This window comes from Mycobacteroides chelonae CCUG 47445, from assembly GCF_001632805.1.
Taxonomy (GTDB): Bacteria; Actinomycetota; Actinomycetes; order Mycobacteriales; family Mycobacteriaceae; genus Mycobacterium; species Mycobacterium chelonae.
Genome location: NZ_CP007220.1, coordinates 2,958,038 through 2,982,440 on the forward strand (window position 1 = coordinate 2,958,038; position 24,403 = coordinate 2,982,440).

General features: G+C 63.4%; 20 protein-coding genes. 11 read left to right on the plus strand and 9 right to left on the minus strand.

The window, feature by feature from the left end:
• Positions 1 to 50: 50 nt before the first annotated feature.
• From BB28_RS14505 to BB28_RS14525, 5 genes are all read right to left on the minus strand, one after another.
• Positions 51 to 260 carry an MbtH family protein gene (locus tag BB28_RS14505; RefSeq protein ID WP_030093729.1) on the minus strand — a complete coding sequence of 70 codons (210 nt, stop codon included), beginning with the start codon at positions 258 to 260 and terminating at the stop codon, positions 51 to 53.
• A gap of 78 nt (positions 261 to 338) precedes the next feature.
• Positions 339 to 1,277, minus strand: coding sequence for a methionyl-tRNA formyltransferase (locus BB28_RS14510; RefSeq protein WP_046254009.1), 939 nt, complete (start codon positions 1,275 to 1,277; stop codon positions 339 to 341).
• Positions 1,278 to 1,458: 181 nt separating this feature from the next.
• Complete coding sequence (locus BB28_RS14515) at positions 1,459 to 3,039, minus strand: DHA2 family efflux MFS transporter permease subunit (protein WP_046254010.1); 1,581 nt, start codon at positions 3,037 to 3,039, stop codon at positions 1,459 to 1,461.
• Between the two features lie 29 nt (positions 3,040 to 3,068).
• The gene (locus BB28_RS14520; RefSeq protein ID WP_046254011.1) at positions 3,069 to 3,983 is read right to left on the minus strand and encodes an SDR family NAD(P)-dependent oxidoreductase; all 915 of its coding nucleotides are present in this window, start codon (positions 3,981 to 3,983) and stop codon (positions 3,069 to 3,071) included.
• Between the two features lie 133 nt (positions 3,984 to 4,116).
• Positions 4,117 to 4,674, minus strand: coding sequence for a GtrA family protein (locus tag BB28_RS14525; protein WP_046254012.1), 558 nt, complete (start codon positions 4,672 to 4,674; stop codon positions 4,117 to 4,119).
• A gap of 223 nt (positions 4,675 to 4,897) precedes the next feature.
• Here BB28_RS14525 and BB28_RS14530 point away from each other — a divergent pair, with 223 nt between their 5' ends.
• From BB28_RS14530 to BB28_RS14545, 4 genes are all read left to right on the plus strand, one after another.
• Positions 4,898 to 5,407 (plus strand): SMI1/KNR4 family protein, encoded by a 510-nt coding sequence (locus tag BB28_RS14530; protein WP_191985234.1) that lies wholly within the window; start codon positions 4,898 to 4,900, stop codon positions 5,405 to 5,407.
• A gap of 173 nt (positions 5,408 to 5,580) precedes the next feature.
• Positions 5,581 to 6,660: a M48 family metallopeptidase gene (locus BB28_RS14535; RefSeq protein WP_046254014.1), complete on the plus strand. Its 1,080-nt coding sequence runs from the start codon at positions 5,581 to 5,583 to the stop codon at positions 6,658 to 6,660.
• A gap of 15 nt (positions 6,661 to 6,675) precedes the next feature.
• Positions 6,676 to 7,059: a hypothetical protein gene (locus BB28_RS14540; RefSeq protein ID WP_126315412.1), complete on the plus strand. Its 384-nt coding sequence runs from the start codon at positions 6,676 to 6,678 to the stop codon at positions 7,057 to 7,059.
• A 65-nt stretch (positions 7,060 to 7,124) separates the two neighbouring features.
• Entirely contained in the window at positions 7,125 to 7,493 is a 369-nt protein-coding gene (locus tag BB28_RS14545) for a GatB/YqeY domain-containing protein (RefSeq protein WP_046254016.1), read from the plus strand.
• Here BB28_RS14545 and BB28_RS14550 read toward each other — a convergent pair.
• Entirely contained in the window at positions 7,488 to 8,156 is a 669-nt protein-coding gene (locus tag BB28_RS14550) for a TetR/AcrR family transcriptional regulator (RefSeq protein WP_064393513.1), read from the minus strand. The genes BB28_RS14545 and BB28_RS14550 overlap by 6 nt on opposite strands.
• Positions 8,157 to 8,263: 107 nt before the next feature.
• Here BB28_RS14550 and BB28_RS14555 point away from each other — a divergent pair, with 107 nt between their 5' ends.
• From BB28_RS14555 to BB28_RS14585, 7 genes are all read left to right on the plus strand, one after another.
• Entirely contained in the window at positions 8,264 to 9,766 is a 1,503-nt protein-coding gene (locus tag BB28_RS14555) for an MFS transporter (protein WP_046254017.1), read from the plus strand.
• Positions 9,767 to 9,803: 37 nt separating this feature from the next.
• Positions 9,804 to 10,373 (plus strand): GNAT family N-acetyltransferase, encoded by a 570-nt coding sequence (locus BB28_RS14560; RefSeq protein WP_030093739.1) that lies wholly within the window; start codon positions 9,804 to 9,806, stop codon positions 10,371 to 10,373.
• A 160-nt stretch (positions 10,374 to 10,533) separates the two neighbouring features.
• The gene (locus tag BB28_RS14565; protein ID WP_046254018.1) at positions 10,534 to 12,618 is read left to right on the plus strand and encodes a hypothetical protein; all 2,085 of its coding nucleotides are present in this window, start codon (positions 10,534 to 10,536) and stop codon (positions 12,616 to 12,618) included.
• Between the two features lie 56 nt (positions 12,619 to 12,674).
• Positions 12,675 to 13,262 (plus strand): class I SAM-dependent methyltransferase, encoded by a 588-nt coding sequence (locus BB28_RS14570; protein ID WP_046254019.1) that lies wholly within the window; start codon positions 12,675 to 12,677, stop codon positions 13,260 to 13,262.
• A gap of 254 nt (positions 13,263 to 13,516) precedes the next feature.
• Positions 13,517 to 17,080, plus strand: coding sequence for a carboxylic acid reductase (gene car, locus BB28_RS14575; protein ID WP_046254020.1), 3,564 nt, complete (start codon positions 13,517 to 13,519; stop codon positions 17,078 to 17,080).
• Between the two features lie 53 nt (positions 17,081 to 17,133).
• Complete coding sequence (gene car / locus BB28_RS14580) at positions 17,134 to 20,691, plus strand: carboxylic acid reductase (protein ID WP_046254021.1); 3,558 nt, start codon at positions 17,134 to 17,136, stop codon at positions 20,689 to 20,691.
• Between the two features lie 90 nt (positions 20,692 to 20,781).
• Positions 20,782 to 21,282 carry a nuclear transport factor 2 family protein gene (locus BB28_RS14585; protein ID WP_046254022.1) on the plus strand — a complete coding sequence of 167 codons (501 nt, stop codon included), beginning with the start codon at positions 20,782 to 20,784 and terminating at the stop codon, positions 21,280 to 21,282.
• Here the strand turns inward: BB28_RS14585 and BB28_RS14590 are convergent.
• The 3 genes from BB28_RS14590 to BB28_RS14600 form a co-directional block, all read right to left on the minus strand.
• Positions 21,279 to 23,021: an N-acyl-D-amino-acid deacylase family protein gene (locus BB28_RS14590; protein WP_046254023.1), complete on the minus strand. Its 1,743-nt coding sequence runs from the start codon at positions 23,019 to 23,021 to the stop codon at positions 21,279 to 21,281. The two genes, BB28_RS14585 and BB28_RS14590, sit on opposite strands and share 4 nt — an antisense overlap.
• A gap of 115 nt (positions 23,022 to 23,136) precedes the next feature.
• A complete protein-coding gene (locus tag BB28_RS14595) occupies positions 23,137 to 23,457 on the minus strand; it encodes a 2Fe-2S iron-sulfur cluster-binding protein (RefSeq protein ID WP_046254024.1) in 321 nt (106 codons plus the stop codon).
• Positions 23,454 to 24,362: a metal-dependent hydrolase gene (locus BB28_RS14600; protein WP_046254025.1), complete on the minus strand. Its 909-nt coding sequence runs from the start codon at positions 24,360 to 24,362 to the stop codon at positions 23,454 to 23,456. The genes BB28_RS14595 and BB28_RS14600 overlap by 4 nt, the downstream gene beginning before the upstream one ends.
• Positions 24,363 to 24,403 lie beyond the last annotated feature (41 nt).

Genomic DNA, 24,403 nt, shown 5'->3' on the forward strand with positions numbered 1-24,403 from the left:
TCTGAAATGTCAGCGTTGAGATGACTTGTCGCGCTGGGCGGACACGTCCTCTACGCGAGTCGTTGGCGCAGGTCCTTCGGCCGGATATCGGGCCAGTGTTCGTCGATGTATTCAAGACATGCCGCGCGGCCCGCGTCGCCGTAGACCACGCGCCAGCCCGCCGGCGCATCGGCGAAGGACGGCCAAAGGCTGTGCTGCTCCTGGTCGTTGACCAGAACGAGAAAACTGCCATTGTCATCGTCAAAGGGGTTGGTTTGCATCGATTTTCCTCATCATCACGATCTGAGCGCGACGGCGCTGCGAGCCTGCCGAGCAGCACCGGTTCTACCGCCTGGGGGTCAGGTGTTGCTGTTGAGATATCCCCCGCGCCGGAAGTACTCGTGGCCGCTGTGCTCGTTGCCGTCGGCGTCTCGGATGCGGGTGATCACCAGCCCGCGGTTACCCACGCGGTAGGCATCAGCGCCACACACCACCACGCCACCTTCTTCCTGCACGATCACCCGCCCCGGCGTACCGCCATAACGCGCCTCGGAAATCCGCGCCTCCAACACCTCGATACGCCCGCCGTCATAGAAGGTGAACGCCCGCGGATACGGATCCGACAACGCCCGCACAAACCGCTCCAGATCCTCGGCCGGCCAACTCCAATCGATCGCGCTGTCACGCTCCGAACGCTTATGGCAGTAGGTTCGCTCGGCCTTGTTCTGCGGACGCCACAGCGCCTCCCCGGACTCCAGCGCACCCAGCGCCTCAGCCAACACCCCCGGAATCAGATCCATCCCCCGCAACACCAACTCGGTGCCCGTATCAGCCGGACCGATCGGCAGGGAGTGCTGCACCAGAATGTCACCGGTATCCAAACCGCTATCCATCCGATGCACCGTCAACCCGAACTCAGACTCACCACTGATCAACGACCACAACACAGGCGAGAACCCCGTGAATTTCGGCAGCAACGAATCATGAAAATTCAACGTGCCATGCGGCGGGAAATCATAAAGTTCCACCGGCATCCGGTTGTACCAACTATTGACCACAATGACATCGGGCTCGGCGCCCTTAACCAATTCGATGGTTTCAGCATCAACCCGCGTGGTGACATGCACCGGAATACCGTGCTCACGCGCAAGCTCATCAACCGGCGCCGACCAAATCGCCCTATACGCTTCCTCGCTAGAGGGATGCGTGACCGCAAGCACCACCTCATGCCCCAGATCGATCAACGCCTGCAAAGTCCGGTAACCCCAGACCTGATACCCAAACGACACGACGCGCATTACACGACCCCTTAGCTTTTAAGCGCTGGTCAGGGGCTTGAGCCCACAATTGAACACCACTGGCAGATCAGCTTAAGGGTTTTCTCAGGTTATGCAAGCCTTCCCTAAGCCGCGCAAGGACCCTAGCACCCCGTCGCTGGCCGCCCAATTGCCCGCGGGTGAACAAGAAGCGCCGCACACCTTAGGGGTTGATATTTACCACCACTGCCCGCGGTAGAAAGATCGCCGGGATGACGGTGACGGCCGCTAATGCGACGGCGACAAGAAATACCGTTGTGTACGCGTGTGAGAGCAATTGAGATGCATCACTCGCAAAATCTGAATGCGAGTTCACCGGCGAGCCAGCCGCCATTCCAGGGGTATTGGTTTCGCCACCCGATACCGCCATCGGATCCAGCTCAATTCCACCTCCGACACGATTGAACTGAGTGGTCAACAGCATTGCCATCAACGCGGCCCCAACCGACCCCCCTACCTGGTCGTTGACGCTCAGCAGCGTGGTACCCCGTGCCACCCGCGCCGGCGCCAGTGACTGGACGCACGCCGCCGAAAGCGGTGTCGATGTGCAGCCAACACCCATCCCCATGATCAGTAATCCGATCAGCAATATCGCTGAGTGGCCCTCGGGCCGCGCGACTCCGTACGTGAATACCCCCAGGCCCACCGCGATCAGGGGCAGCCCGATCAAGACGATCGTGCCCGGGCCGCGCTTGTCCATGAACACCCCTGCCAGCGGCACAGTCAGTACGAGACCGATTCCCATGGCCACCATGGACATCCCGGACTGCATCGGCGTCTGATGCAGAGCCACCTGAAAGTAGCTCGGCACAAGCAGCCCGGCCCCGACAAATGTGGCGGCGAAGGCGAACTGGGTGATGTTGGCCCACCGCACCACCGGGTTTTCGAACAACCCCAGGTCGATGAGTGGGTGCGACGCACGGTTTCTGGTGTGCACCACGAAGGCGAAAATCAATGCGGCACCGATAGTTATGGGTAGCAGGACATGCGGGTCGGCGAGGCTGTCACGGCCGGGTATCGCCAACATTCCGGCAAGCAACGTGGCCACGCCAGGTGAGAGCAGCAGCGCTCCGACGACATCGAGCTTCTCGGAGGGCTCGGGACGGTCTTTCGGGAACATGAGCGCCGCCAATACAAAAGCGCTCAATCCGATCGGCAGATTGATCAGGAAGATCCATTCCCAGCCATAGGTGCCGATCAGCCATCCGCCCAGGATGGGCCCACCGATCGGGCCGAGCAAGAAGGGAACCGCCCCTATCGCGACAACGCGGCCAAGGCGCTTCGGGCCCGCCTCTCGGGTCAGGATCATGAAGCTCAACGGCATCAACATGCCGCCACCTACGCCCTGAATGACACGGAAAATGATGAGCAGCAAGATATTCGGCGCTACCGCGCACAGCAGTGAGCCAATCGTGAACACCAGGACCGCGCCCAGGAACAGCCGCTTGGTGCCGTATCTGTCGGCTGCCCAACCGCTCATCGGGATCACCGTCGCGAAGGCAAGCATGTAACCGGCGATGGTCCAGGAGACCATCGCCTGACTGGCCCCGAACTGGGTGACGAACGTGCGTTGGGCAACAGTGACGGCCGTGCTGTCCAAGAAGGCCATCACGCTCGCCAGACCGCATATGCCGGCGATCCGCAGCAGCGAGGCGTCCAGCTTGTCGGGGTGGGCAGGTGCGTCCACACCCGGCTGCTCAGCAGGCCCGCTCGGCACCGAGAGGGTCGTAGGCGCGCTGTCCATAAGTCGGCGAGTATATCGACGCGAAGGACTCAGTTGGGGTCTACCGCCAACGGGCCCGATATCACTTCCGCAGGAGTATCCGCACCCCCGCCACGGCCGGAATACCAACGGTAGTAATCGCTCTGCACCCGGCTGACGATCCCGGGGAGGATTCGATACGAATCCCGGTACAAGGTGCCCAGCGGGTTGTTGACCTCGCGGCTCTGCCGCCGGATCGCATCGACGACCATGTCGACCCCCTCCTCCAAAGTCAGCGACGCATATTGACTCCAGTCGGTCGGAGCGATCATGTCCGTCGCGACAAGCGGTAGGTGGATGTTAGTGACCCGGACTCCGTCGGCTCGGCTTTCGATGCCTGCGATGCGCAGCACCGCGTCCATGGCCGCTTTCGATCCGACATAGGCGGAGAATTCGGGGAGGTTACCCAGCACGCCGATCGACGAGCTGTGCACGATATGCCCTGAGCCACGGGCGCGCATGCCCGGCATCAGACGCAGCACCAGGCCCACACCACCGAGGTAGTTGATCGCCACGGTCCGCTCGTAGTCATGCAGCCGGTGTTCGGACTCCGCGAGCGACCGCATGATCGACCGCCCCGCGTTCAACACCAAGATATCCGGCGCACCAAAGCGTTCGAGCACCTCGGTGGCCACCGCTCCCGCACCGTCACCGGTCGACAAATCGCCGCAAACGGCGTGCGCGGCACCGCCCCGCGCGGTGATTCCCAGCACGACGTCGTCGAGCTCGCCGGCCCGGCGTGCGGTGACAATCGCAATCGCCCCGGCCTCTGCGACCCTTTCCGCCAGTCGCCGCCCGATCCCGCTGGAGGCGCCGGTGATCAACACCGTCCGACCGCTCACCCGCTCGGCCAGAGAAGGAGTCCACGGGTAGTTGAGCCCGACCGGCTTCGTAAGAACATTGATCATGCGCCTGACCGCCCGCATACGACCTCTCCAACTACTCGCACCGCAGTAGCTGACACCTGTCAACTCCTGGCCAATGATCAGGTTGGCACCGCCTGTTGTCAAGATGGGCTCGGGCCACTAACCGCAGACGAGAAAATGGAGCGCCGCTCCCCTACGACACTGACGTGATCGGTTCAGTAGCGCCGAACTCGGAGCTGGCCGAGGACGACGAATTATTTACGGCGCCTTGCAGTTCGGGAAAAACCCATTTCCGGAACGCCCACCACCTAAATGCCGTTGCAAGCAATGTGCCGATCAGTGACCCGCTGACGAAGTCGGCAACGTGCTCCGTCACCGGCTGCACATGAGGAACCTGCAGATGGAGCGCATAACGCGACAGCGCCAAGGGGATCTGGTTGATTCCCACCGCCACTGCACTGATTCCGAAAAACAGGAACGCCTCGTGATGCGCCGCCCTCCCACGACGTTCGGCGAACGACCACTCCCGGTTGAGCACATACGACACCACCGTCGCCACCATGGTGGCTAACGTCAACGCGGTCACTGGCTTGGTTTGCAGTACAGAAGCTTCCAGCGCGAAGTACAGACCAGTAGTAAGGACGAACGTCAACGCGCCCACCACTGCGAACCGGATGAACCCAGCCAACGGCACAAGCCGAAGTACCACCGACCGGGGAATCGCGGAGACGAATGTGGGCGGTGTGGGCATCGAATAGGACCCTAGCAGCGCCGCACCAACGTGACCGTCTGGTCACGTACAGTCCTGCACCCATAACAGCCGCGCTCAGGACATATGTTTGCTATCGTTTGCGCTAAGTGCGAGCTCTGGGGGCCGTATGCGATTCAGCGCGACAGTTTTTCTCATCTCCGCACTCTTGTGCGCGTGCGTGTCCCCCAGTAGCTCAGCCCGGCACGACCAATGGTCCTCACTCGTGGCGATGCTCGCCGACCAGCAGAAGGCCCTGCACGACAAGGACCCGGTGTACGACCTTCCCGGCCCGCTCCAGCCGGCAACACGCAAAGACATCCGCGCACAGGAACGCCAGCGAGGCCTGTACCTCGACGCCGATCACCGGGAGCTGCTCCAGGTCTCCAACGGCCTGCGCTCTTTCTGCGGCTTCGATGACTTGTTCTCATTTGCGGACTCGATGCCCGGCTCGAAGAACTGGGAGGGCATGAAGGCGTACATCGAAGGCGCGTCGCTGACTCCCGAATACTTCGGCGCCCATTCCTTCAACCAACTGATTCCCGTCCTCGGCACTGAGGACGATTACGTCATGACCATCGCCGTTGCCCACTCATACTTCAGTGACGAACCCGGCACCGTCTTCGAGCTTGGCGGTGACGGACCCAACGGGATCGGCCAGTACCCGACGTTGATGGACGCGGTGAGAAGTAAGTCGGAGTGGTACCAGAAGGAGCTGCGGAGCAGGAACGGATAGGCCTGGCGGGAACCAAAACGAATGCGCAATCGTCTGACCTAACAAGAAGCATTTCGGGGGGACACATGACATCGGCACCAGCGTTGCCTGCGCGGTATCCGCTAACAGCTGCCGCATATCCTGATGTCGCCGGATCCGCGCGCTTAATAAGGTAACCAGATAGGTTGAATGCCATGTCCGATCTGCCCACTCGTACCTATATCGAGTTTCCCGGAATTAGCACCCGCGCCTGGGAGCACCCTGCGGACCGGGCCGCTCTGCAAACATTGCGCAGCCTTAAGGGCTTCGACACCGTCCTCAAGGCGCTGGCCGCACTGTTGCGCGAACGCCAGCATCGGCTGATGTACCTGGCCACCGCCATCCGCGTCGACGACCGTCAGTTCAGCTCGCTCAATGACACCCTCAATGATTGCGCCCGCATCCTCGACGCCCCCGAAATCCCCGAGCTGTATGTCATTCAAGGGCCGTACGCCAACGCGTTCACCATCGGGATGGACCGACCGTTCATCGTGCTCACCTCCGGCCTATTGGACCTGATGAATGAGCAGGAGCTGCGCTTCGTCGTCGGCCACGAACTCGGGCACGCATTGTCCGGGCATGCCGTGTATCGCACGATGCTGCTGCACCTGATGCGGCTGGCCGGGAATCTCGGCTGGATGCCGATCGGCGGGTGGGCGCTGCGCGCCGTCGTCGCCGCGCTCATGGAATGGCAGCGCAAGTCCGAGCTCTCCGGCGACCGCGCCGGAATGCTCTGCGGGCAAGACGTGGATACCGCGATCCGCGTGGAGATGAAGCTGGCCGGCGGGTCACGCCTCGACGAGATGGATACGCAGCGCTTCCTGGCGCAGGCCGCCGAGTACGAACGCACCGGGGACATGCGTGACGGCGTGCTCAAATTGCTCAACCTGGAATTGCAATCGCACCCCTTCTCGGTGCTGCGGGCCGCCGAACTGAGTAAGTGGATCGACCGCGGCGAATATGGCGCGATACTCGGCGGAAACTACCCGCGGCGCGAAGACGACGTACAGTCCGACTTGGGTTCTGATTTCCGTTCCGCGGCAAGGTCATACAAAGAAAATTTCGATTCATCGACTGATCCGCTGATCTCCGCACTACGCAACTTCGGCTCCACCCTCGATGGCGTCGTGAATGTCGTCGGACAAGGGGTCACCGACGTCGCCAGCGACGTACGCCGCCGATTTTCGGAGTGGCGCAACAACTCCGATGACGAGCCACGCGATGACGACGCCTGACCTCGGGCACTAACCGTGAACGACCCGAGCTACATGAACTTTTTCGTGGAGCGAGCCGCCTCTGAGGCGGCGGTGGTGGCGGCTTGCGCCAGGGCAAGCGGATGCGCACTGGAGTCAGACGGCCACACCATCGATGACCCGCAGGGATATGTTCAGATCACCGAGTACACGGATGGATTCAGGATGGGGCTGTGCATCATCGCGGCGCCCGACGTGCCCGTGACTCGGTCTCACGAGGCGGTGGCGCAGGCCATCGCCCGTGAACTGCGCCAGCGGGTGCTCTTCGATATCGAGGATCCCAGCACCGCTTCGGGTGAACGATGGATCCTGGCGATGCCCGATGGCGCGGTCTCGACAGTCGACATCGTGGAGTACGAGGACGGCGTCGGCCTCGTCTGACCACAGTGGCGCCGCCGGTTATTCGGTGGCCGATACCGTTCGCCACCCCATAGGCTCCAGACCTCATGACATCGAACCACGACCCCTTCGTGCTGCGCTCAACCATGCGCGCAGATCTCTCCGTAGCGATGAAGACCCGCGACAGCCTGGCCGTCAGCGCACTACGGACGGCGATCGCCGCGATCGACAACGCCGAGTCGGTGGACGGTGCCACACAGACAGTGCAGAACAACACTCATATCGCCAGCGCGGCAAGCGGTCTCGGATCAGCGGAGGCGGCCCGTAAGGTGCTCTCCCCCGCGGATGTTCGCGCGATTCTGCACGCGCAGATCGAAGACCGGGCCACCGAAGCCGCACGCTACGACGTGCTCGGCCAGGCCGAGGCAGCCGCCCAGCTGCGTGAGGAAGCGGCGATCATCGCCGGTTATCTATAGGGACGCGTAGCGCCGGGCAATGCCGTCGCACAGGATCTCGACGCCCTTGACGATCACCTCGCGCGGATTGGTCACCTGCGGCAGGTCACCCACCCCCACCAGCGCGGCCAGTCGCGGGGACTCCGGTACACCGACGTTGCCATCGATCAGTTCCGACAAACCCGAAAAGTCGGTGCGGGCACCCGGGGAGACAAGCTGCCCGCCGACCGCACCCAGGCCGACGCCTTGCGAATAGCTCCACACCTGAAACGCCAATTCCGCCGCCTCGGGTACGGGGACCCCGAGGTGGCTGAAGGTCTCCAGTAACCAGTCGAAGCACACCAGAGTTTCGGGTTGCATGCCGTTGCGCGGCACCGCGTACGCCAACAGCACCCAAGGGTGAGTGCTGTACAGATTGAAGTCGTACTCGACGGCGACGCGTACCCGTGTACGCCAGTCCGGGTCGCCCATCATCTCTTGGGGATAGGCGAATCGCCGGGTGACCTCAGCGGTCATCTCGACCAGCAGCGCATCCTTGTCGGCCACGTGACGGTACAGCGACATCGCCCCCACTCCGAGGGCATCGGCGATCTTGCGCATGGAGACACCGGCCAAGCCATCCGAGTCGGCGATCGTAATAGCCTGGGCAACAATCGATTCCAGCGTTAGACGCGGATCGGTCACGGCACTCCTGTCATAACTCGATTGACCACCTTCGTCAATTTGCGTACAGTGTACCCAGTCTACTGCGTACGCCGTACGCACACAAATATCATCCGGAGCGATACCCCATGACCAGCTGCAAGAGCACAGCGACCGAAAACGCGACGCCCGAAGGCGCCCGCGCTGGACGCCGTACCTGGTTCGGGCTCGCGACCCTGCTACTGCCGGTCTTCCTGGTCTCCATGGATGTCTCGGTGCTGTTCCTGGCGATGCCACGGCTGTCCGAGTCACTCAACCCGACCGCGGCCGAGCAGCTCTGGATCCTGGACGTGTACGGATTCCTGCTCGCAGGTCTGCTGATCACCATGGGCAATCTGGGTGACCGGTGGGGCCGGCGGCGCCTCATGCTGTGGGGGGCGACGCTTTTTGGTCTCGCATCGGTGATCGCGGCGTTCGCACCCACACCGCTGACCCTGATCGCGGCCCGCGCCCTGATGGGTGTCGGCGGAGCCACCCTGCTACCCGCCAGCCTGGCGCTCATCGGTGTCATGTTCCCCAATGCGCGCCAGAAGGCGCTCGCGGTCGGCATCTGGGCCGCAGCGTTCTCCTTCGGTGCGGCGGTCGGCCCCGTCATCGGTGGCCTGCTGTTGCATCACTACTGGTGGGGCTCGGTGTTCCTCATCAACGTCCCGGTGCTGATCGTGCTCCTGCTCACCGCGAACGCACTCATCCCCGAATACCGAAACCCGGTGCTGGAGCCGTTCGACCTCGCCGGCGTCGCATTGTCCATGGTCGGCATCATGACCTTTGTCTACGCCGTGAAAGCCATGGCCACACATGGCTTTTCGCCTGTGGTGGCGATCACCGGAGCTATCGGCGTACTGACGCTCGCGGCATTCGTCCGCCAGCAGATGCGGAATCCGCATCCGCTGTTGGCACTCGACTTGTTCCGCAATCGGACCTTCACCGTGGCAATCGTCGGCACCATCGCCGCGATGGCCACCTTCGGTGCGACCACCTACCTCACCGGGCTCTACCTGCAGTCGGTGCTCGGTTTCGACGTGCTGGCCGCCGCGTTCCTGGGACTGCCGATGGCGCTGACCGTCGCCTACTTCTCGATGGACGCCGCACGCATCGAACGGCTACTCGGTGAGCGTTGGACATTCGTGACGTCTCTGCTGGCCATGGCCGTGGGCAACGCGGTACTGCTCGCGCTGGGCCCCCACGGGCCGGTCGGCGTCTATATCGCGGCAACGGTGATCGTCGGCGCCGGAGCCGGCGTTATGTTCACCTTCGTTTCGGCGGTGGCGCTGAATGCCGCCCCGACCGAGCGCGCCGGGCAGGCCACGGGAATCTCGGAGATGAGCTTTGAGCTCGGGACCGCCTTCGGGCTCGCGCTGTTCGGCGCCCTCGCCTCGGCGATCTTCGCCGCACGCACCCACATGCACGAGACACTCGGGCAGGCCATGGCGCGCGCCAAGGATCTCGGCGGCGAGGCCGGCGCCGCCGCGGCCGAGCTCGCCAGAACCGGATGGACGGATGGAATCCATGCGGTCGCCGGGGTGTCGACGCTGCTCCTGGTCGCCACCGCGCTCGCGGCCGCCCTCGTGATGCGTCACACCGACACCTAATCGGGAACCTTCAGCGCCCCGGGCTCGTAGAACACATATGACCCGCGAGATCCGAGACATCGACTCCACCAATGAAGCCGTTGCCCACCGCGTGATCGCCACGGCATTCGCAGAGGATCCCGTGGTCCGATGGGTGAACTCCGATCCCCGACGAGACGTGGCCATCTTCCGTGGCATCTCACTGGCGCTGCACGGCTCCGGTCAGGGCGAGTACCTGCTCTACGAAGACGGCGTGGCGGTCGGAGCCGCCCATTGGGATCCGCCGAGCTGGGAGCCGCCCGCCGCACAGCGGATGCGGGCCATCCCGCTGCTACTCGGAGCGATCCGGCTGGGCGTGGTGCGTGGTGTTGCCCTGGCGCGTGCCGCTGCCGCCGTCCGTCCCACACACCCGCACTGGTATCTGGCGACCATCGGCGCCGCCATCCCCGGCAAAGGCATTGGGTCCGAACTCCTCAAACACCAGATCGACCAGCTCGAGGGGCCCGCGTATCTGGAGAGCTCGAACATCCGCAACAACCCGCTCTACGAACGCTTCGGATTCAAGGTCGTCGATGAGATCAAACCGGTGTCCGACGGCCCCACCCTGTGGGCGATGTACCGAGACTGATTGCGTCCCAACATCGCTGACGGCAGACATGCAGTACTACTGAGAATCGGTAACGACCATGACTACCCTGGCGATGGAATACCTAGAGTTCGGTATCTATTAGTGCTGATAGTTGTCCCTGCCCGACGTGACAGGGACGCCGGTAGTGCAGAGGGTTGACATGACGATTGTTCCGCCTCCCGTCGAGGACACGGCGATGCGGGCTTGGGAGAACCCCGAGGAACATCCCGAACCGGACGACCGGTGGGGCAAGTACGTGCCCGGCGAGCCGCAGCTGCGCGCGGCGGCCTTCGGGACACTGATCGGCCTGCTTGTCGCGGTGCTTATGGGCGCGGCCTACGGCGCCGAGCCCGGCGATTCACTGTGGGCGTTGAACAAAACCGTCTTTACCGGCCACTCCCAAGACGTCGCGATACGTGCCGTGGTCGCCCCACTCAAGAACGCTCAGGACATCCTGAGCACCGGCAAGCAACCCTCGCCCGATCAACTCACCGAAGCCCGAACCTCGCTCAACGAGGCCAAACAGGGATTGGAATTCATCTCCGCCTCCAATGAGCGCACCACTCTGCAGAACCTCTATCTGCAACTGACGCAGCAGCTACGCCAGTACACCCCCGAGCAGGCCCAGCAGCTTCCCGCACTGCCCGCGCCTCCGGAGGTGAACACCGACGCGAATCTGGCCGCCAACGTGGGACCCGCCGCACCGGCATCATCGCCGCCGAGCTGGGGATATGCGGCCGCAGCGAGCGCACCCGTTCCCAATGCGCCGCAGTCTTACTCCACTCCGCCGCCTCCCGGGATTCCGGTCGATCCCGTCGCCGACTGGCCGGCTCCCGTCGCCCCACCCCTGACGCCCAACCTGCTCGATCTGGGCGGCTACGACCCGTCGTGGTCGCTGCTGTACGGATACAACGTCCTGGACTGGTTCAACTGGGGGCTATCCGGCTTCAACCGATACGGATACGACTTCATGGGGTTCGACCGTTGGGGTTATGACCGGTGGGGCTATGACCGGTGGGGCTATGACCGAGCGGGCTACAACTGGGATGGCTACAACTGGTCGGGCTACAACCGTGACGGTCGCGATCGTGACGGGCGCAACGAGTGGGGCCAGTTCCGCGACGACGACCCTCGCGACCAGGCCTGGTACGACAGGTACCACCCGTATCGGCAGTACTACGACTGGAAATTCCAGAACACCAACCCGGTGTACAGCCGCAATCTCTGGGACCAGTCCCATGGAATCAACCCCGCTGAGTACCGCGATTGGAATCTCAATCGCGGCTGGGACAACCCCTTGGAGCGTGACTGGTCGCCCGTTGCCCGCATCACCGATCGCCCGGCCCTGGCCGAACCCGTGGTGAACCTCGATGCGTCCCTGGCGCAATTCCTGACCGAGGACAAGTCCGCCCGCCCGTCGCAAGATCTCATCAAGGACCTCTCGACCAAGTCGGTCCGAAACTTCAGTAAGGAGCTCGCAGCCCCGGCTCCGGCTCCCGAGAAGTCACCGACATCGACATCACCCGTCGACGTAAAGCCTTCCGCTCCACCGGTACTGACGGTGCCCGCACCTACCGCACCACCCAAGCTGGTACCCGAGGACTTCACTCCCCCGTCGCTGCCTACGGTCCCGCCCCTGACTCCTGCACCCTCCTCGGAGCCGCGTGCGACCTCCGGTACGACGAGCCCGGCACCCTCCACCGAACCGTCACACGAACCGACGCCGACATCGGGGCCTCCGGGCGGCGCCACGACCAGTGCACCGGCCCCCTCCACCACATCTGTGGCTCCGGCACCCACCACCCCGAAGGACGAGACCTCCGCGCCGGCGAGCACGCCGGCCACTCCGACCCACGAGACACCGGCGACGTCTACGCCACGTGAAACGGTCTCGACACCTCCACCATCGGCGACGGCCGAACCGTCCGCCGCGCCTGAGCCCACCAAGCAACGCAGCACGCCGACGTACGAAGCGCCATCGTCCGAGGCACCTGCCCCGCGGACGACAGAACCCGCCCCGCAGCCAACCGCCGAGGCGCCGGCGAAGCAGACACCCGTCGAGCGCGAAACACAGCCGTCGCGCGCATCGGCCCCTGAAACCGTGGCACCCACCCGCGAAGCGCCCACACGGGAGGCACCGACCTACAGCACTCCGACGCAAGCACCCAGTGCGGGCGGCGGCAGCGGTGGCGGATACGGCGGTGGCAGTAGTAGTGGCAGCAGTAGTGGTGGTGGCCACCACTAGCGAGAGCCCCATCGCGACCCAGGTAAGGGTACCCTTAGTTCATGCCTACGACATGGATGGACACCGTGGTACGCCAGGTACGCCGGGTTGGCGACTTTCCGTTTCCGCACCAGGCGGCATTCATTCTCGACAATCCGATTCATCGCAAGTTCGTCAATCCGGCAGCCGTGGCCGAGCGGCTGGCACTACGGGGCGACGAACGGGTGCTGGAGATCGGCCCTGGTCCGGGGATCTTCAGTGTTCAGATAGCCCCGCGACTCCCCGCCGGCCACCTCGACCTGTTCGACATACAGTCCGAGATGCTCGACAAGGTCAAACACAAACTCGACCGGGCCGGGTACCGGAACGCGGAATTTCACTCGGGCGATGCCAGCAATGGACTTCCTTTCCCGGACAAGTCTTTTGACGTTGCGTTCCTCGCCAGCGTGATCGGCGAAGTCCCCGACAAGACGGCGTGCATCCGCTCACTGCACAAGGCACTCAAACCCGGCGGGCGGCTGATCTTCCAGGAAATCTTCCTCGACCCCGATCGCCTCGGCATCTCCGAGCTGCGGGCCCTGGCCGAACCAGAGGGCTTCGACTTCGCCTCGGCTACCGGAAGCCGGTGGCGCGACATCGTGGAGTTCACCCGTACCGCGCGCTAGGTAGTCGCCTCCGCACATTTCCCTAGCAGCAACCACCATCCGCGCCACCACGCCAACTTCCCTGCAGGTCGCGCACGGTTATGCCACGCATCGCACACTTCCTGCGCAACCGCCTCACGGTCAACTCATCTGACGAGTTTGCGTCCCCGACCTTGGCGGACGATTGTGAGGAATACCATATCTGGATATATCGTTAGTTTAGGTAATCTACTTTTTAGACTTCCTAAGAACACTCTGTTGATGTGAGGCTGCCCATGACCGTGAACAACGACACCGACCTGCAGCTGGAGCAGCTGACCCGTCGTATCGAGAATCTGCGCGAGAGCGATCCCCAATTCCGCGACACCCTGCCCGACCCCGCGGTCGCCCAGCAGGTGTTGCGCCCCGGTCTGCACCTCTCCGAAGCCATCGCGACATTGATGACCGGATACGCCGCGCGCCCCGCGCTGGGCGAGCGGGCACGTGAACTGGTCACCGACCATGACGGCCGGACCATCCAGCGTCTGCTCCCCCGTTTCGAAACCACCACATACGGTGAATTATGGTCCCGGACAACATCCGTCGCCGCGTCGTGGCACCATGACACAGCCCACCCGGTCAAGGGCGGCGATCTGGTGGCGACCCTCGGATTCACCAGCATCGACTACACCGTGCTGGATCTGGCGATCATGATTCTGGGCGGGGTGGCGGTGCCGCTGCAGACCAGCGCGCCGGCTTCACAGTGGACCACCATCCTGGCCGAGGCCGAACCCAACACCCTCGCCGTCAGTGTCGAATTGATCGGCGTTGCACTGGAATCCGTACTCGCGACCCCCTCGATCAAACAGGTCGTGGTGTTCGACTACACCCCTGAAGTCGATGCGCAACGTGAGGCCTTCGACGCCGCCGGCGCCCGGCTTGCGGGCACCGGTGTCGCCATCGAAACGCTCGATGCGGTGATCGCCCGCGGCGCGGACCTTCCTGCGGCACCGCTCTACGCGCCTTCCCCCGGCGACGATCCGCTGGCACTGCTCATTTACACCTCCGGCAGCACCGGGGCCCCGAAGGGCGCCATGCATAGTGAAAACATCGTGCGCCGCTGGTGGATTCGCGAAGACGTCATGGCCGGGACCGAAAACCTGCCCATGATCGGCCTGAACTTCATGCCGATGAGCCACATCATGGGCCGCGGAACACTCACCTCCACTCTGTCCACCGGTGGCCTCGGGTACTTCGCCGCATCCAGCGACATGTCAACACTTTTCGAAGACATGGAGCTGATTCGTCCCACAGCTCTTGCCCTGGTCCCCCGTGTCTGCGACATGGTCTTCCAGCGGTTCCAGACTGAGGTGGACCGTCGGCTGGCCGGTGCTCACACTGCCGATGCCAACACGGTGGCCGCAGAGGTCAAGGCCGAGATCCGCGACAGCCTCTTCGGTGGCCGCGTGCTGGCGGTCATGGTGGGCTCGGCGCCACTGTCCGATGAACTCGGCGAGTTCATCGAGTCCTGTTTCGAGCTTCATCTGACCGACGGTTATGGATCCACCGAGGCCGGCATGGTGTTCCGCGATGGAATTGTGCAGCGGCCCCCGGTCATCGAGTACAAGCTCGTCGATGTGCCCGAGCTGGGCTACTTCTCCACCGACCAGCCGCATCCACGGGGCGAGCTGCTGCTGAAGACGGACGGCATGTTCCTCGGGTACTACAAGCGCCCCGAGGTAACCGCGGGCGTCTTCGACGAGAACGGTTTCTACATGACCGGCGATATCGTCACCGAGCTCGCGCATGACAACATCCGGATCGTCGATCGCCGCAACAACGTTCTCAAGCTGTCCCAGGGCGAGTTCGTCGCGGTCGCGACACTGGAAGCCGAGTACGCCAACAGTCCAGTGGTGCATCAGATCTACGTGTACGGCAGCAGCGAGCGGTCCTACCTGCTGGCGGTCGTCGTACCGACACCTCAGGCCGTCGCCGCCGCCAAGGGTGACGAGACGGCACTCAAGGCGACCATCGCCGAATCCCTGCAGGACATCGCCAGAGAGCTGCAGTTGCAGTCCTACGAGATCCCGCGCGACTTCATCATCGAGCCGCAACCGTTCACCCAGGGCAACGGACTGCTGACCGGTATCGCCAAGCTGGCTCGCCCGAACCTCAAGGCGCACTACGGCGATCGTCTGGAACAGATGTACGCCGACATCGCCGAACAGCAGGCCGCCGAGCTGCGCGCGCTGCACAGCGTCGATCCCGACAAGCCCGCGCTGGAGACGGTGCTCAAGGCCGCGCAGGCCTTGCTCGGCGTCTCGTCGGCCGAGCTCGCCGCGTACGCACATTTCACCGATCTGGGTGGCGATTCGCTCTCGGCTCTGTCCTTCTCGGATCTACTGCGAGACATCTTCGGTGTCGAGGTTCCCGTCGGTGTCATCGTCAGCGCGGCCAACGACCTCGGCGGTGTCGCGCAATTCATTGACGAGCAACGTCATTCAGGCGGTACCCGGCCCACCGCCGACACGGTGCACGGTGCCGGGCACACCGAGATCCGTGCCGCCGACCTGACCCTGGACAAGTTCATCGACGAGGCCACTCTGCGTGCCGCCCCCGCACTCCCGAGGTCGACGGGGACCCCGCAGACCGTGCTACTCACCGGCTCGAACGGTTACCTGGGCCACTATCTGGCGTTGGAATGGCTTGAGCGCCTGGATAAAACAGACGGAAAGCTGATCGTCATCGTTCGCGGCAAAGATGCCCAGGCCGCCTACCACCGCCTGGAAGAAGCGTTCGACACCGGCGACGCCGGACTGCTGACGCATTTCCGCGCACTGGCCGACAAGCACCTGGAGGTGCTCGCCGGCGATATCGGTGACCCGAACCTGGGACTGGACGCCGACACCTGGCAACGCCTGGCGGACACCGTGGACGTCATCGTGCACCCCGCAGCCCTGGTGAACCACGTGCTGCCCTACCGGCAACTGTTTGGACCGAATGTCGTTGGTACCGCGGAAATCATCAAACTGGCACTGACCACCAAGATCAAACCCGTCACGTATCTGTCGACGGTGGCGGTCGCGGCGTACGTCGATCCGAGCACCTTCGATGAAGAGTCCGACATCCGGCTCATCAGCGCGGTGCGACCCGTTGACGAGCTGTATGCAAACGGATACGGCAACAGCAAGTGGGCCGGTGAGGTGCTGCTGCGGGAGGCGCACGACCTGTGCGGCCTGCCCGTCGCGGTGTTCCGCTCCGACATGATCCTGGCCCACAGCCACTACACCGGCCAGCTCAACGTCCCCGACCAGTTCACCCGCCTCATCCTGAGCCTGATCGCCACCGGCATCGCACCCGGCTCCTTCTACCAAGCACAGGCAACGGGCGAACGCCCACGCGCCCACTATGACGGGCTACCGGGTGACTTCACCGCCGAGGCGATCACCACGCTGGGCACTCAGGTGCCGGAGGGCCCGGAGGCGTATGTGACCTACGACTGCGTCAATCCGCATTCTGACGGTATCTCGCTGGACAACTTCGTCGACTGGCTCATCGACGCCGGATATCCCATCCAGCGCATCGACAACTACGGCGACTGGTTCGACCGCTTCGACACCGCCATCCGCGGCCTGCCCGAAAAACAAAAGCAGCACTCCCTGCTGCCACTACTGCACGCGTTCGAGCAGCCCTCCGGCGCCGACGACCACGGCGTGGTTCCGGCCAAGCGTTTCCAGCACGCGGTGCAAGCCGCCGGAATCGGTCCGGTCGGGCAAGACGGCACCACGGACATTCCGCATCTGTCGCAGCAGTTGATCGTCAAGTACGCCACGGACCTGGAACAGCTCGGGCTCCTGTAGGTCCAGGTGAGCCCGCGCACTTACAGAATCCAGGGTTTCGTAAGCTGCCCGATATGACGATCGAAGCCACCGCTGCCAATACCAAGGAAGCACGTCGTCAGCGGTTGGTTGACCGTGTCAGGCGGCTCTTCACCGAGGATCCACAGTTCCGGGCCGCCAAACCCGATACTGCGGTAGACGCCGCGGTCGCCGCGCCCGGTCTGCGGCTCGCCCAGGTAGTCGCCACCATCATGGATGGATACGCCGATCGGCCGGCCCTCGGGCACCGGGTTCAGGAACTCATCACCGATGAGACAGGTCGGTCGGCACTTCGTCCCCTACCTGAGTTCGAGACCATCACCTACGGGGAACTGTGGGGCATGGCCCGCGCACTGGCTTCGGCGTGGCATCACGACCCGAGCACTCCGGTGCGCGCGGGCGACTTCGTCGCGATGCTCGGCTTCACGAGCGTCGACTACACCGCAGTCGATCTCGCGTGCATCCATCTTGGCGCGGTGGCGGTACCGCTGCAGACCAGCGCGGCCGCATCGAACTGGACCGCAATCCTCGCCGAATCAGAGCCTTCGGTACTGGCGGTGAGCGCCGAGTTACTCGATGCGGCAATAGAATCAGCGCTCGTCACGCCGTCGCTGCGGCATATCACGGTCTTCGATTACCACCCCGGTGTCGATGCGCAGCGCGACAGTGTCGAGTCGGCGCAACATCGGATAGCCGAGGCCGGCCTACCGATCTCGGTCGAGGTGATGTCCGCGGTGATCGGGCACGGTCGTGCCCTTCCCGAGGCGCCGTTGTTCACCGCCGAGGACGGCACCGACCCGTTGGCGCTGGTGATCTATACCTCTGGAAGCACGGGCACCCCCAAGGGCGCGACGTACACCGAGAAGATGGTCGCCAAACCATGGCTGAGGGCCGACACCCTGAGCTCCAAGGCCGAGATTCCGTTGATCAACCTCAACTTCATGCCGATGAGCCATGTGATGGGACGCGGCAGCCTGGTCACGGCCCTGGCCTGTGGTGGTCTTGCGTACTTCGCGGCATCCAGCGATATGTCCACCCTGTTCGAAGACATCACCCTCACCCGGCCCACGGTGGTGACGCTCGTTCCCCGCGTGTGCGACATGCTCTTTCAGCGATACCGCAACGAAGTCGAACGCCGTGCGGGGCTGGACTCCGCGGCCGACCTGGCCACCCTCGATGCCGAAGTCAAGAACGATATCCGTGAAAACCTTTTCGGCGGACGCGTTTTGACAATCGTCTGCGGATCAGCACCACTATCCGAAGAACTGGCGGCATTCATCGAATCCTGCCTGGACGCCCGCATCACCGACGGCTACGGCTCCACCGAGGCCGGAGTCATCGTCCGGAACGGACGCATCCAACGTCCCCCCGTCATCGACTACAAGCTCGTCGATGTGCCCGAGCTGGGCTACTTCTCCACCGACAAGCCGCACCCGCGAGGTGAGCTGCTGGTGAAAGCCGAGTCAGTGTTCGGCGGCTATTTCAAGCGTCCCGACGTCACCGCCGATGTGTTCGACCCGGACGGTTACTACAAGACCGGGGATATTGTCGCCGAGCTGGAACCCGACAAGATCCAGATCGTGGACCGGCGCAACAACGTGATCAAGCTGTCGCAAGGCGAGTTCGTCGCGATCGCCAACCTCGAAGCCGAGTACGCCAACAGTCCACTGGTGCAACAGATTTGTGTCTACGGAAGTAGCGAACGGTCCTACCTGCTGGCCGTGGTGGTACCCACCGCCGAGGCCTTCGACCAAAGCCATGGAGATGACGAACTACTCAAACGCCTGATTGCCGAGTCGCTACAGCAGGTCGCCCGCGAAGCCCAGCTGCAGCCATACGAGGTACCGCGCGACTTCCTGGTGGAGACCGAACCGTTCACCGCCGCCAACGGCCTATTGACCGGTATCGCCAAGCTGGCCCGGCCGAAGTTGCACGAGAAGTACGGCGCCCGTCTGGAACAGCTGTATTCCGATATCGCGAGTGCCCAGGCGCTCGAACTACAAGCACTTCACGCCGCCGGACACGAGGGCAAGCCGGTCCTTGAGACCGTGCAACGTGCGGTCACAGCACTGCTGGGCCTATCCGTAGCCGAGGTGGGCCCGGACTCGCACTTCATCGACCTCGGCGGCGATTCTCTTTCGGCGCTGTCCTTCTCGGATCTACTGCGGGACATCTTCGGTGTCGAGGTTCCCGTCGGAGTCATCGTCAGTGCCGCCAACGATGTGGCGGCCATCGCGAGCATCATCGAAAAGCACCGTGAATCGGGATCACTCCGGCCCACCGCCGACACGGTGCACGGCGCCGGGCACACCGAAATCCGTGCCGCCGACCTGACTCTGGACAAGTTCATCGACGAGGCCACCCTGCGCGCCGCCCCCACACTCCCGAGAGCGACGGGGACCCCGCAGACCGTGTTACTGACCGGAGCCAATGGCTACCTAGGACGGTTCCTAGCGTTGGAATGGCTTGAGCGCCTGGATAAAACCGGCGGCAAGCTCATCGCTGTCATCCGCGGCAAGGACTCCGACGCCGCCTACCAGCGCCTGGAGGAGGCGTTCGATAGTGGCGACGCCGGACTGCTGACGCATTTCCGCACACTGGCCGACAAGCACCTGGAGGTGCTCGCCGGCGATATCGGTGACCCGAACCTGGGACTGGACGCCGACACCTGGCAACGCCTGGCCGACACCGTGGACGTCATCGTGCACCCCGCAGCCCTGGTGAACCACGTGCTGCCCTACAACCAGCTGTTCGGCCCGAATGTCGTTGGCACCGCGGAAATCATCAAACTGGCACTGACCACCAAAATCAAACCCGTCACATACCTGTCCACCGTCGCCGTGGCGATCTCGGTGGACCCCAAGGTATTCGACGAGGACTCTGACATCCGCACCATCAGTGCGATCAGGCCCCTCGACGAGGGATACGCCAACGGGTACGGCAATGCCAAGTGGGCCGGTGAGGTGCTGCTGCGGGAGGCGCACGACCTGTGCGGCCTGCCCGTCGCGGTGTTCCGCTCCGACATGATCCTGGCCCACAGCCACTACACCGGCCAGCTCAACGTCCCCGACCAATTCACCCGCCTCATCCTGAGCCTGATCGCCACCGGCATCGCACCCGGCTCCTTCTACCAGCCACAGGCAACGGGCGAACGCCCACTTGCCCACTATGACGGGCTGCCCGCCGATTTCACGGCGTCGGCCATTACCTGCCTCGGCATCACGGTCGCCGCTTCCGAAAGCTTCCACACGTACGACTCCGTGAACCCGCATTCTGACGGTATCTCGCTGGACAACTTCGTCGACTGGCTCATCGACGCCGGATATCCCATCCAGCGCATCGACAACTACGGCGACTGGTTCGACCGCTTCGACACCGCCATCCGCGGCCTGCCCGAAAAACAAAAGCAGCACTCCCTGCTGCCACTACTGCACGCGTACCGGTATCCGCAGCACGCACACAACGGCGCATTCCTCCCCGCGATCAGATTCCGCGAGGGCGTCCAGACCTCCCAGAACACCGATATTCCCCACCTCACCCGGGAGCTCATCGTCAAGTACGCCACGGATCTGCGGCAGCTCGGACTGCTGTAGCCGCACGAATTTCTGTGCGCCGCTTTCAATTCCGATTTGATACCGCCGAAAGCCCGGATTCGGAATGAACGGTGGTGTTAGGGTCCCGCCATGGGACAGTGGTCACGCGACGAGCTGCAGAGCATGTTCGACCATCACCTTCGGGTGGTCGATGAGATAGGCCCCAAGGGCGAGTGGGCCAAGTATGCGGATCTTTTCGCCGAGGACGCCAGCTACATCGAACCGACCTATGGCACCTTCGAGGGCCGGGAGGCCATCCGCGAGTCCATGGTCCAAACCATGTCGGAGTTCCCCGGGGCTGAGATGCCGCACTACTTCTCCAACTGGCACGTCGTCGACGAGGATCACGGCTGGGTCATCTGCGAGCTGGTCAACCGGATGAGGGACCCGGGCGACGGAAGTATCTGGGAAGCAACAAATATCAGCATCTTTCGCTACGCAGGCGACTACCAGTGGGCCAACGAGGAAGACGTCTACAACCCCATGCAGTTCATGACGGCGATCCAGGGTTACGTGCAGCGCAGCAGCGAGCTGGGTTCGCTATCCCCCGCCGCCCAGACGTTCGGGAAGAACATGGGCTGGCTCGGCTAGCTCGTGGCGAGGAACCTGCCCGCCTTGACCGTACTGCCGAAGCCCTCGACGAAGGTGCCATAGGAGTACACCCGCTGGCCACCGACAACCGTGGCCGCGATGGCCTTGTCGTTGCGGCACACCTGCCGGGACACCCCGAACTCCTCCATGTACTGCTCGTGGTAATCCTCCAGCGAATCATCAAGGCCCGCAGGGTCAATCACCGCGATATCGGCGGTGTCGCCGATACGCAGGCACCCCGCGTCCAATCCATACCATTCGCCGAGCTCGCCGGTGAGCCGATGCACCGCGGCCTCCAACGGCATGAACGGCTTACCTGCCTCGCGCGCCTCTTTGACGCGCTTGAGTAACCGCAGCCCCGCGTTGTAGAAGGACATATTGCGCAGGTGCGCCCCGGAGTCGTTGTTACCCAGCTGGAAATGGCGGTACTTGATGGCCTCGTTGAGCACATCGGTTCGGTCATTGGCGATCGTGGTATGCCAGCGCACCTTTCCGGGGTACTCGGACACCAGGTCCAGGAAGGCGTCCACGGGCTGGACCCCGCGCGCATCGGCCACCTGACCGAACGACTTGCCCACCACAGATTCATCGGGGCATCCGACGATCTCGGTGTCGTACATGTCGCGGTTCCAGGCCACCACTCCGTACTTCTGGGCCATCTCCTTGCGGAACCGGCGACGATATCCCTCATCCTTGATCAGGTCGACGCGCTGGAGCTGATCACGGATATCCAATGCCGCCGTGCCCGAGGCGAACTCCTCAAAGATCACCAAATCCATACCGTCGGAATACAAATGGAAGGGCACCGCCAGGAGCTGGAAGTTCACCCGGGAGCGCAGCAGCGGGTTGAGGCCACCGGTGGCCGCCTTGAGAAGCTTGATCACCGACCTGTTGCTTTTCAGGTCGAAGGCCGCCAGCAGGGTTGTCTTGAGCGAGCGACGCCACGGGCGGGCACCACTGAGCAGGAAGTGCATGACGGTCTCGGGCCGCTTCTCCACGTCGAGATTCGACTGCACCACGGCGCCACGCCGGCGCACCACGTCATACAGTGCGCCGTACTCACGCCAGGTCGCATAGGTAGACGGCAATTGTCGACCGGCGAACCGAGTGCCCTCCAGCTTGGAGAACCGCAGCCGGTCGGTGGACAAGCCGACGAAACCCGCGTCGAGCGCATCGCTCACCATGGTGCGCATCCGCGCCAGTTCCTCGGATGTGGGGCGCTCGTCGTAGTCGGTTGCCCGCGCAAGTCCCATGACCGCGGCACGGATATCAGAGTGTCCGATCAGCGTTGCGACATTGGCGCCCAACGGAAGTGACTCGATGAACTTGCGGTACCCGCGTGGCCCGTCCCAATCCTTGTGCTCCTTGAGCGCCGAGTGAACAGCGTCCCACGGCAGGGCCTCCACCCGGGCGAATAGATCTGCGACATCTTCGGGGTCGGCGTACACCGCGGACATCGAGCAGTTGCCGTAGATGACGGAGGTGACACCGTGCCGCACCGATTCGCCCAGTCCCGGGCTGACCAGCACCTCGGCGTCGTAGTGGGTGTGCACGTCGACCATGCCGGGAATGACCCACTTGCCCTGGGCATCGATGACCTCGTCGGCCTCGGCACTGGACAGATCCGGTGCCATGGCTACCACTGTGCCGCCGCGCACCCCAACGTCCAGCACTTGGCCGGGCGCACCCGTCCCGTCGAACACCAGGCCCCCGCGCACCAGCAGGTCAAATGTCGCCATAGTCGATCCACCTCATCCGATCAGCAGATCCTCAGCTTATCCCTGCTGATTCATGCCCACCCGTGAAGGCCCGGCTGCGCCTTCACGGGTGCGCCACAACGCACGAGGATCTTGCTCACGCATCGAAAAAGATGTGTACCCGATCGGATTCCGGGAGCGTCTGGCACGCCAGCGTGAACCCCTCGGCCACCTCGCTGTCGATGAGAGACTCGTTCATCAGCATCCGCGTCTTGCCCGATTGCACCGAACACATGCAGGTGGCGCAGGCGGATTCGCGACACACGTACGGCGCGTCGATGCCCGCATCCAACAACACGTCGAGCAGCTTCTTACCCGGTGGCCAGTCCAGAATGTGTGTGCTGCCGTAGATTTCGACCTCCAGGACGGTGTTCCCGGTGGCATCGCTACTAGCGACTCGGATGGCTTCGGCTGTCACTGGCCCACCGCGCGACGGCCCGGCAGTCGATCATTCAGCTCACCCTCGGAACCGAAAAGGATTCCCTGCCACTTTTCGAGCAGCTCCTCGGTGTCCACATCGTCCGGATGAAATCCAGGCCGCATGTACTCAGCGATATCGCGCATCAAACCCTTGACCAGCGGGCCTCGGTACACATCGATGGTCTGCCGCAGCACCGCCAGCGGCTTCCATCCGCTCGGATCGGTGAGGATCGATGCCAGGACGGCCAGCGTCATCAAGGGCAGCGTGCCCGCCCAAATCAGCGACATCACACCAATGCGCACTGACTCCGGGCCACCCACCGAGCGATAGACATCGAAGGCCACGGACTTGTGCTCCATCTCCTCCATGGCATGCCAGTTCAGCAGATGGTGCACCTCGGCGGACATCGGAATCTCTTGCAGCTCAGCACTGGAGAGCACCCGCTGGGCAAGCACCGCCGTGTAATGCTCGGCGGCCGCCGTCATGGCCAGATGCGCGATCTTGGGTGCACGTTTCTCCAGCGCGATGAGGAACTTCTCGCGTCGGCTGCCCTCCTCGAAATTCATGATCCGGACCAAGGGGTAGCCCATGTCGATGATCTGCTCGTTGAGCTTGCGATGTTCGCGGCCGTGCATGGCCTCCTGCCCGATGAAGCCCGCTACCCGCTTCTTCAACACCGGGTCGGTGATCTGGTCGGCGTAGTTACGCACGGACCTGATGAAGGATTCCTCGCCGGGAGGAAACGCGCCGGAAAGGAGCGACACCAAGTGACTGAAGACGATGTCGCCCTCGACGTAGTGCTTCTTCATGGGGGCCGGATCACCGAACCGGAAGTTCATCCGGCGCACCTTGGGCAACTCGCGCGCCGCGACACCTCGCCGGCCCTGCTCGACAACAGCCATGACGGAACTCCTTCCTGAGACGTCTCCATTGACGTCTGACC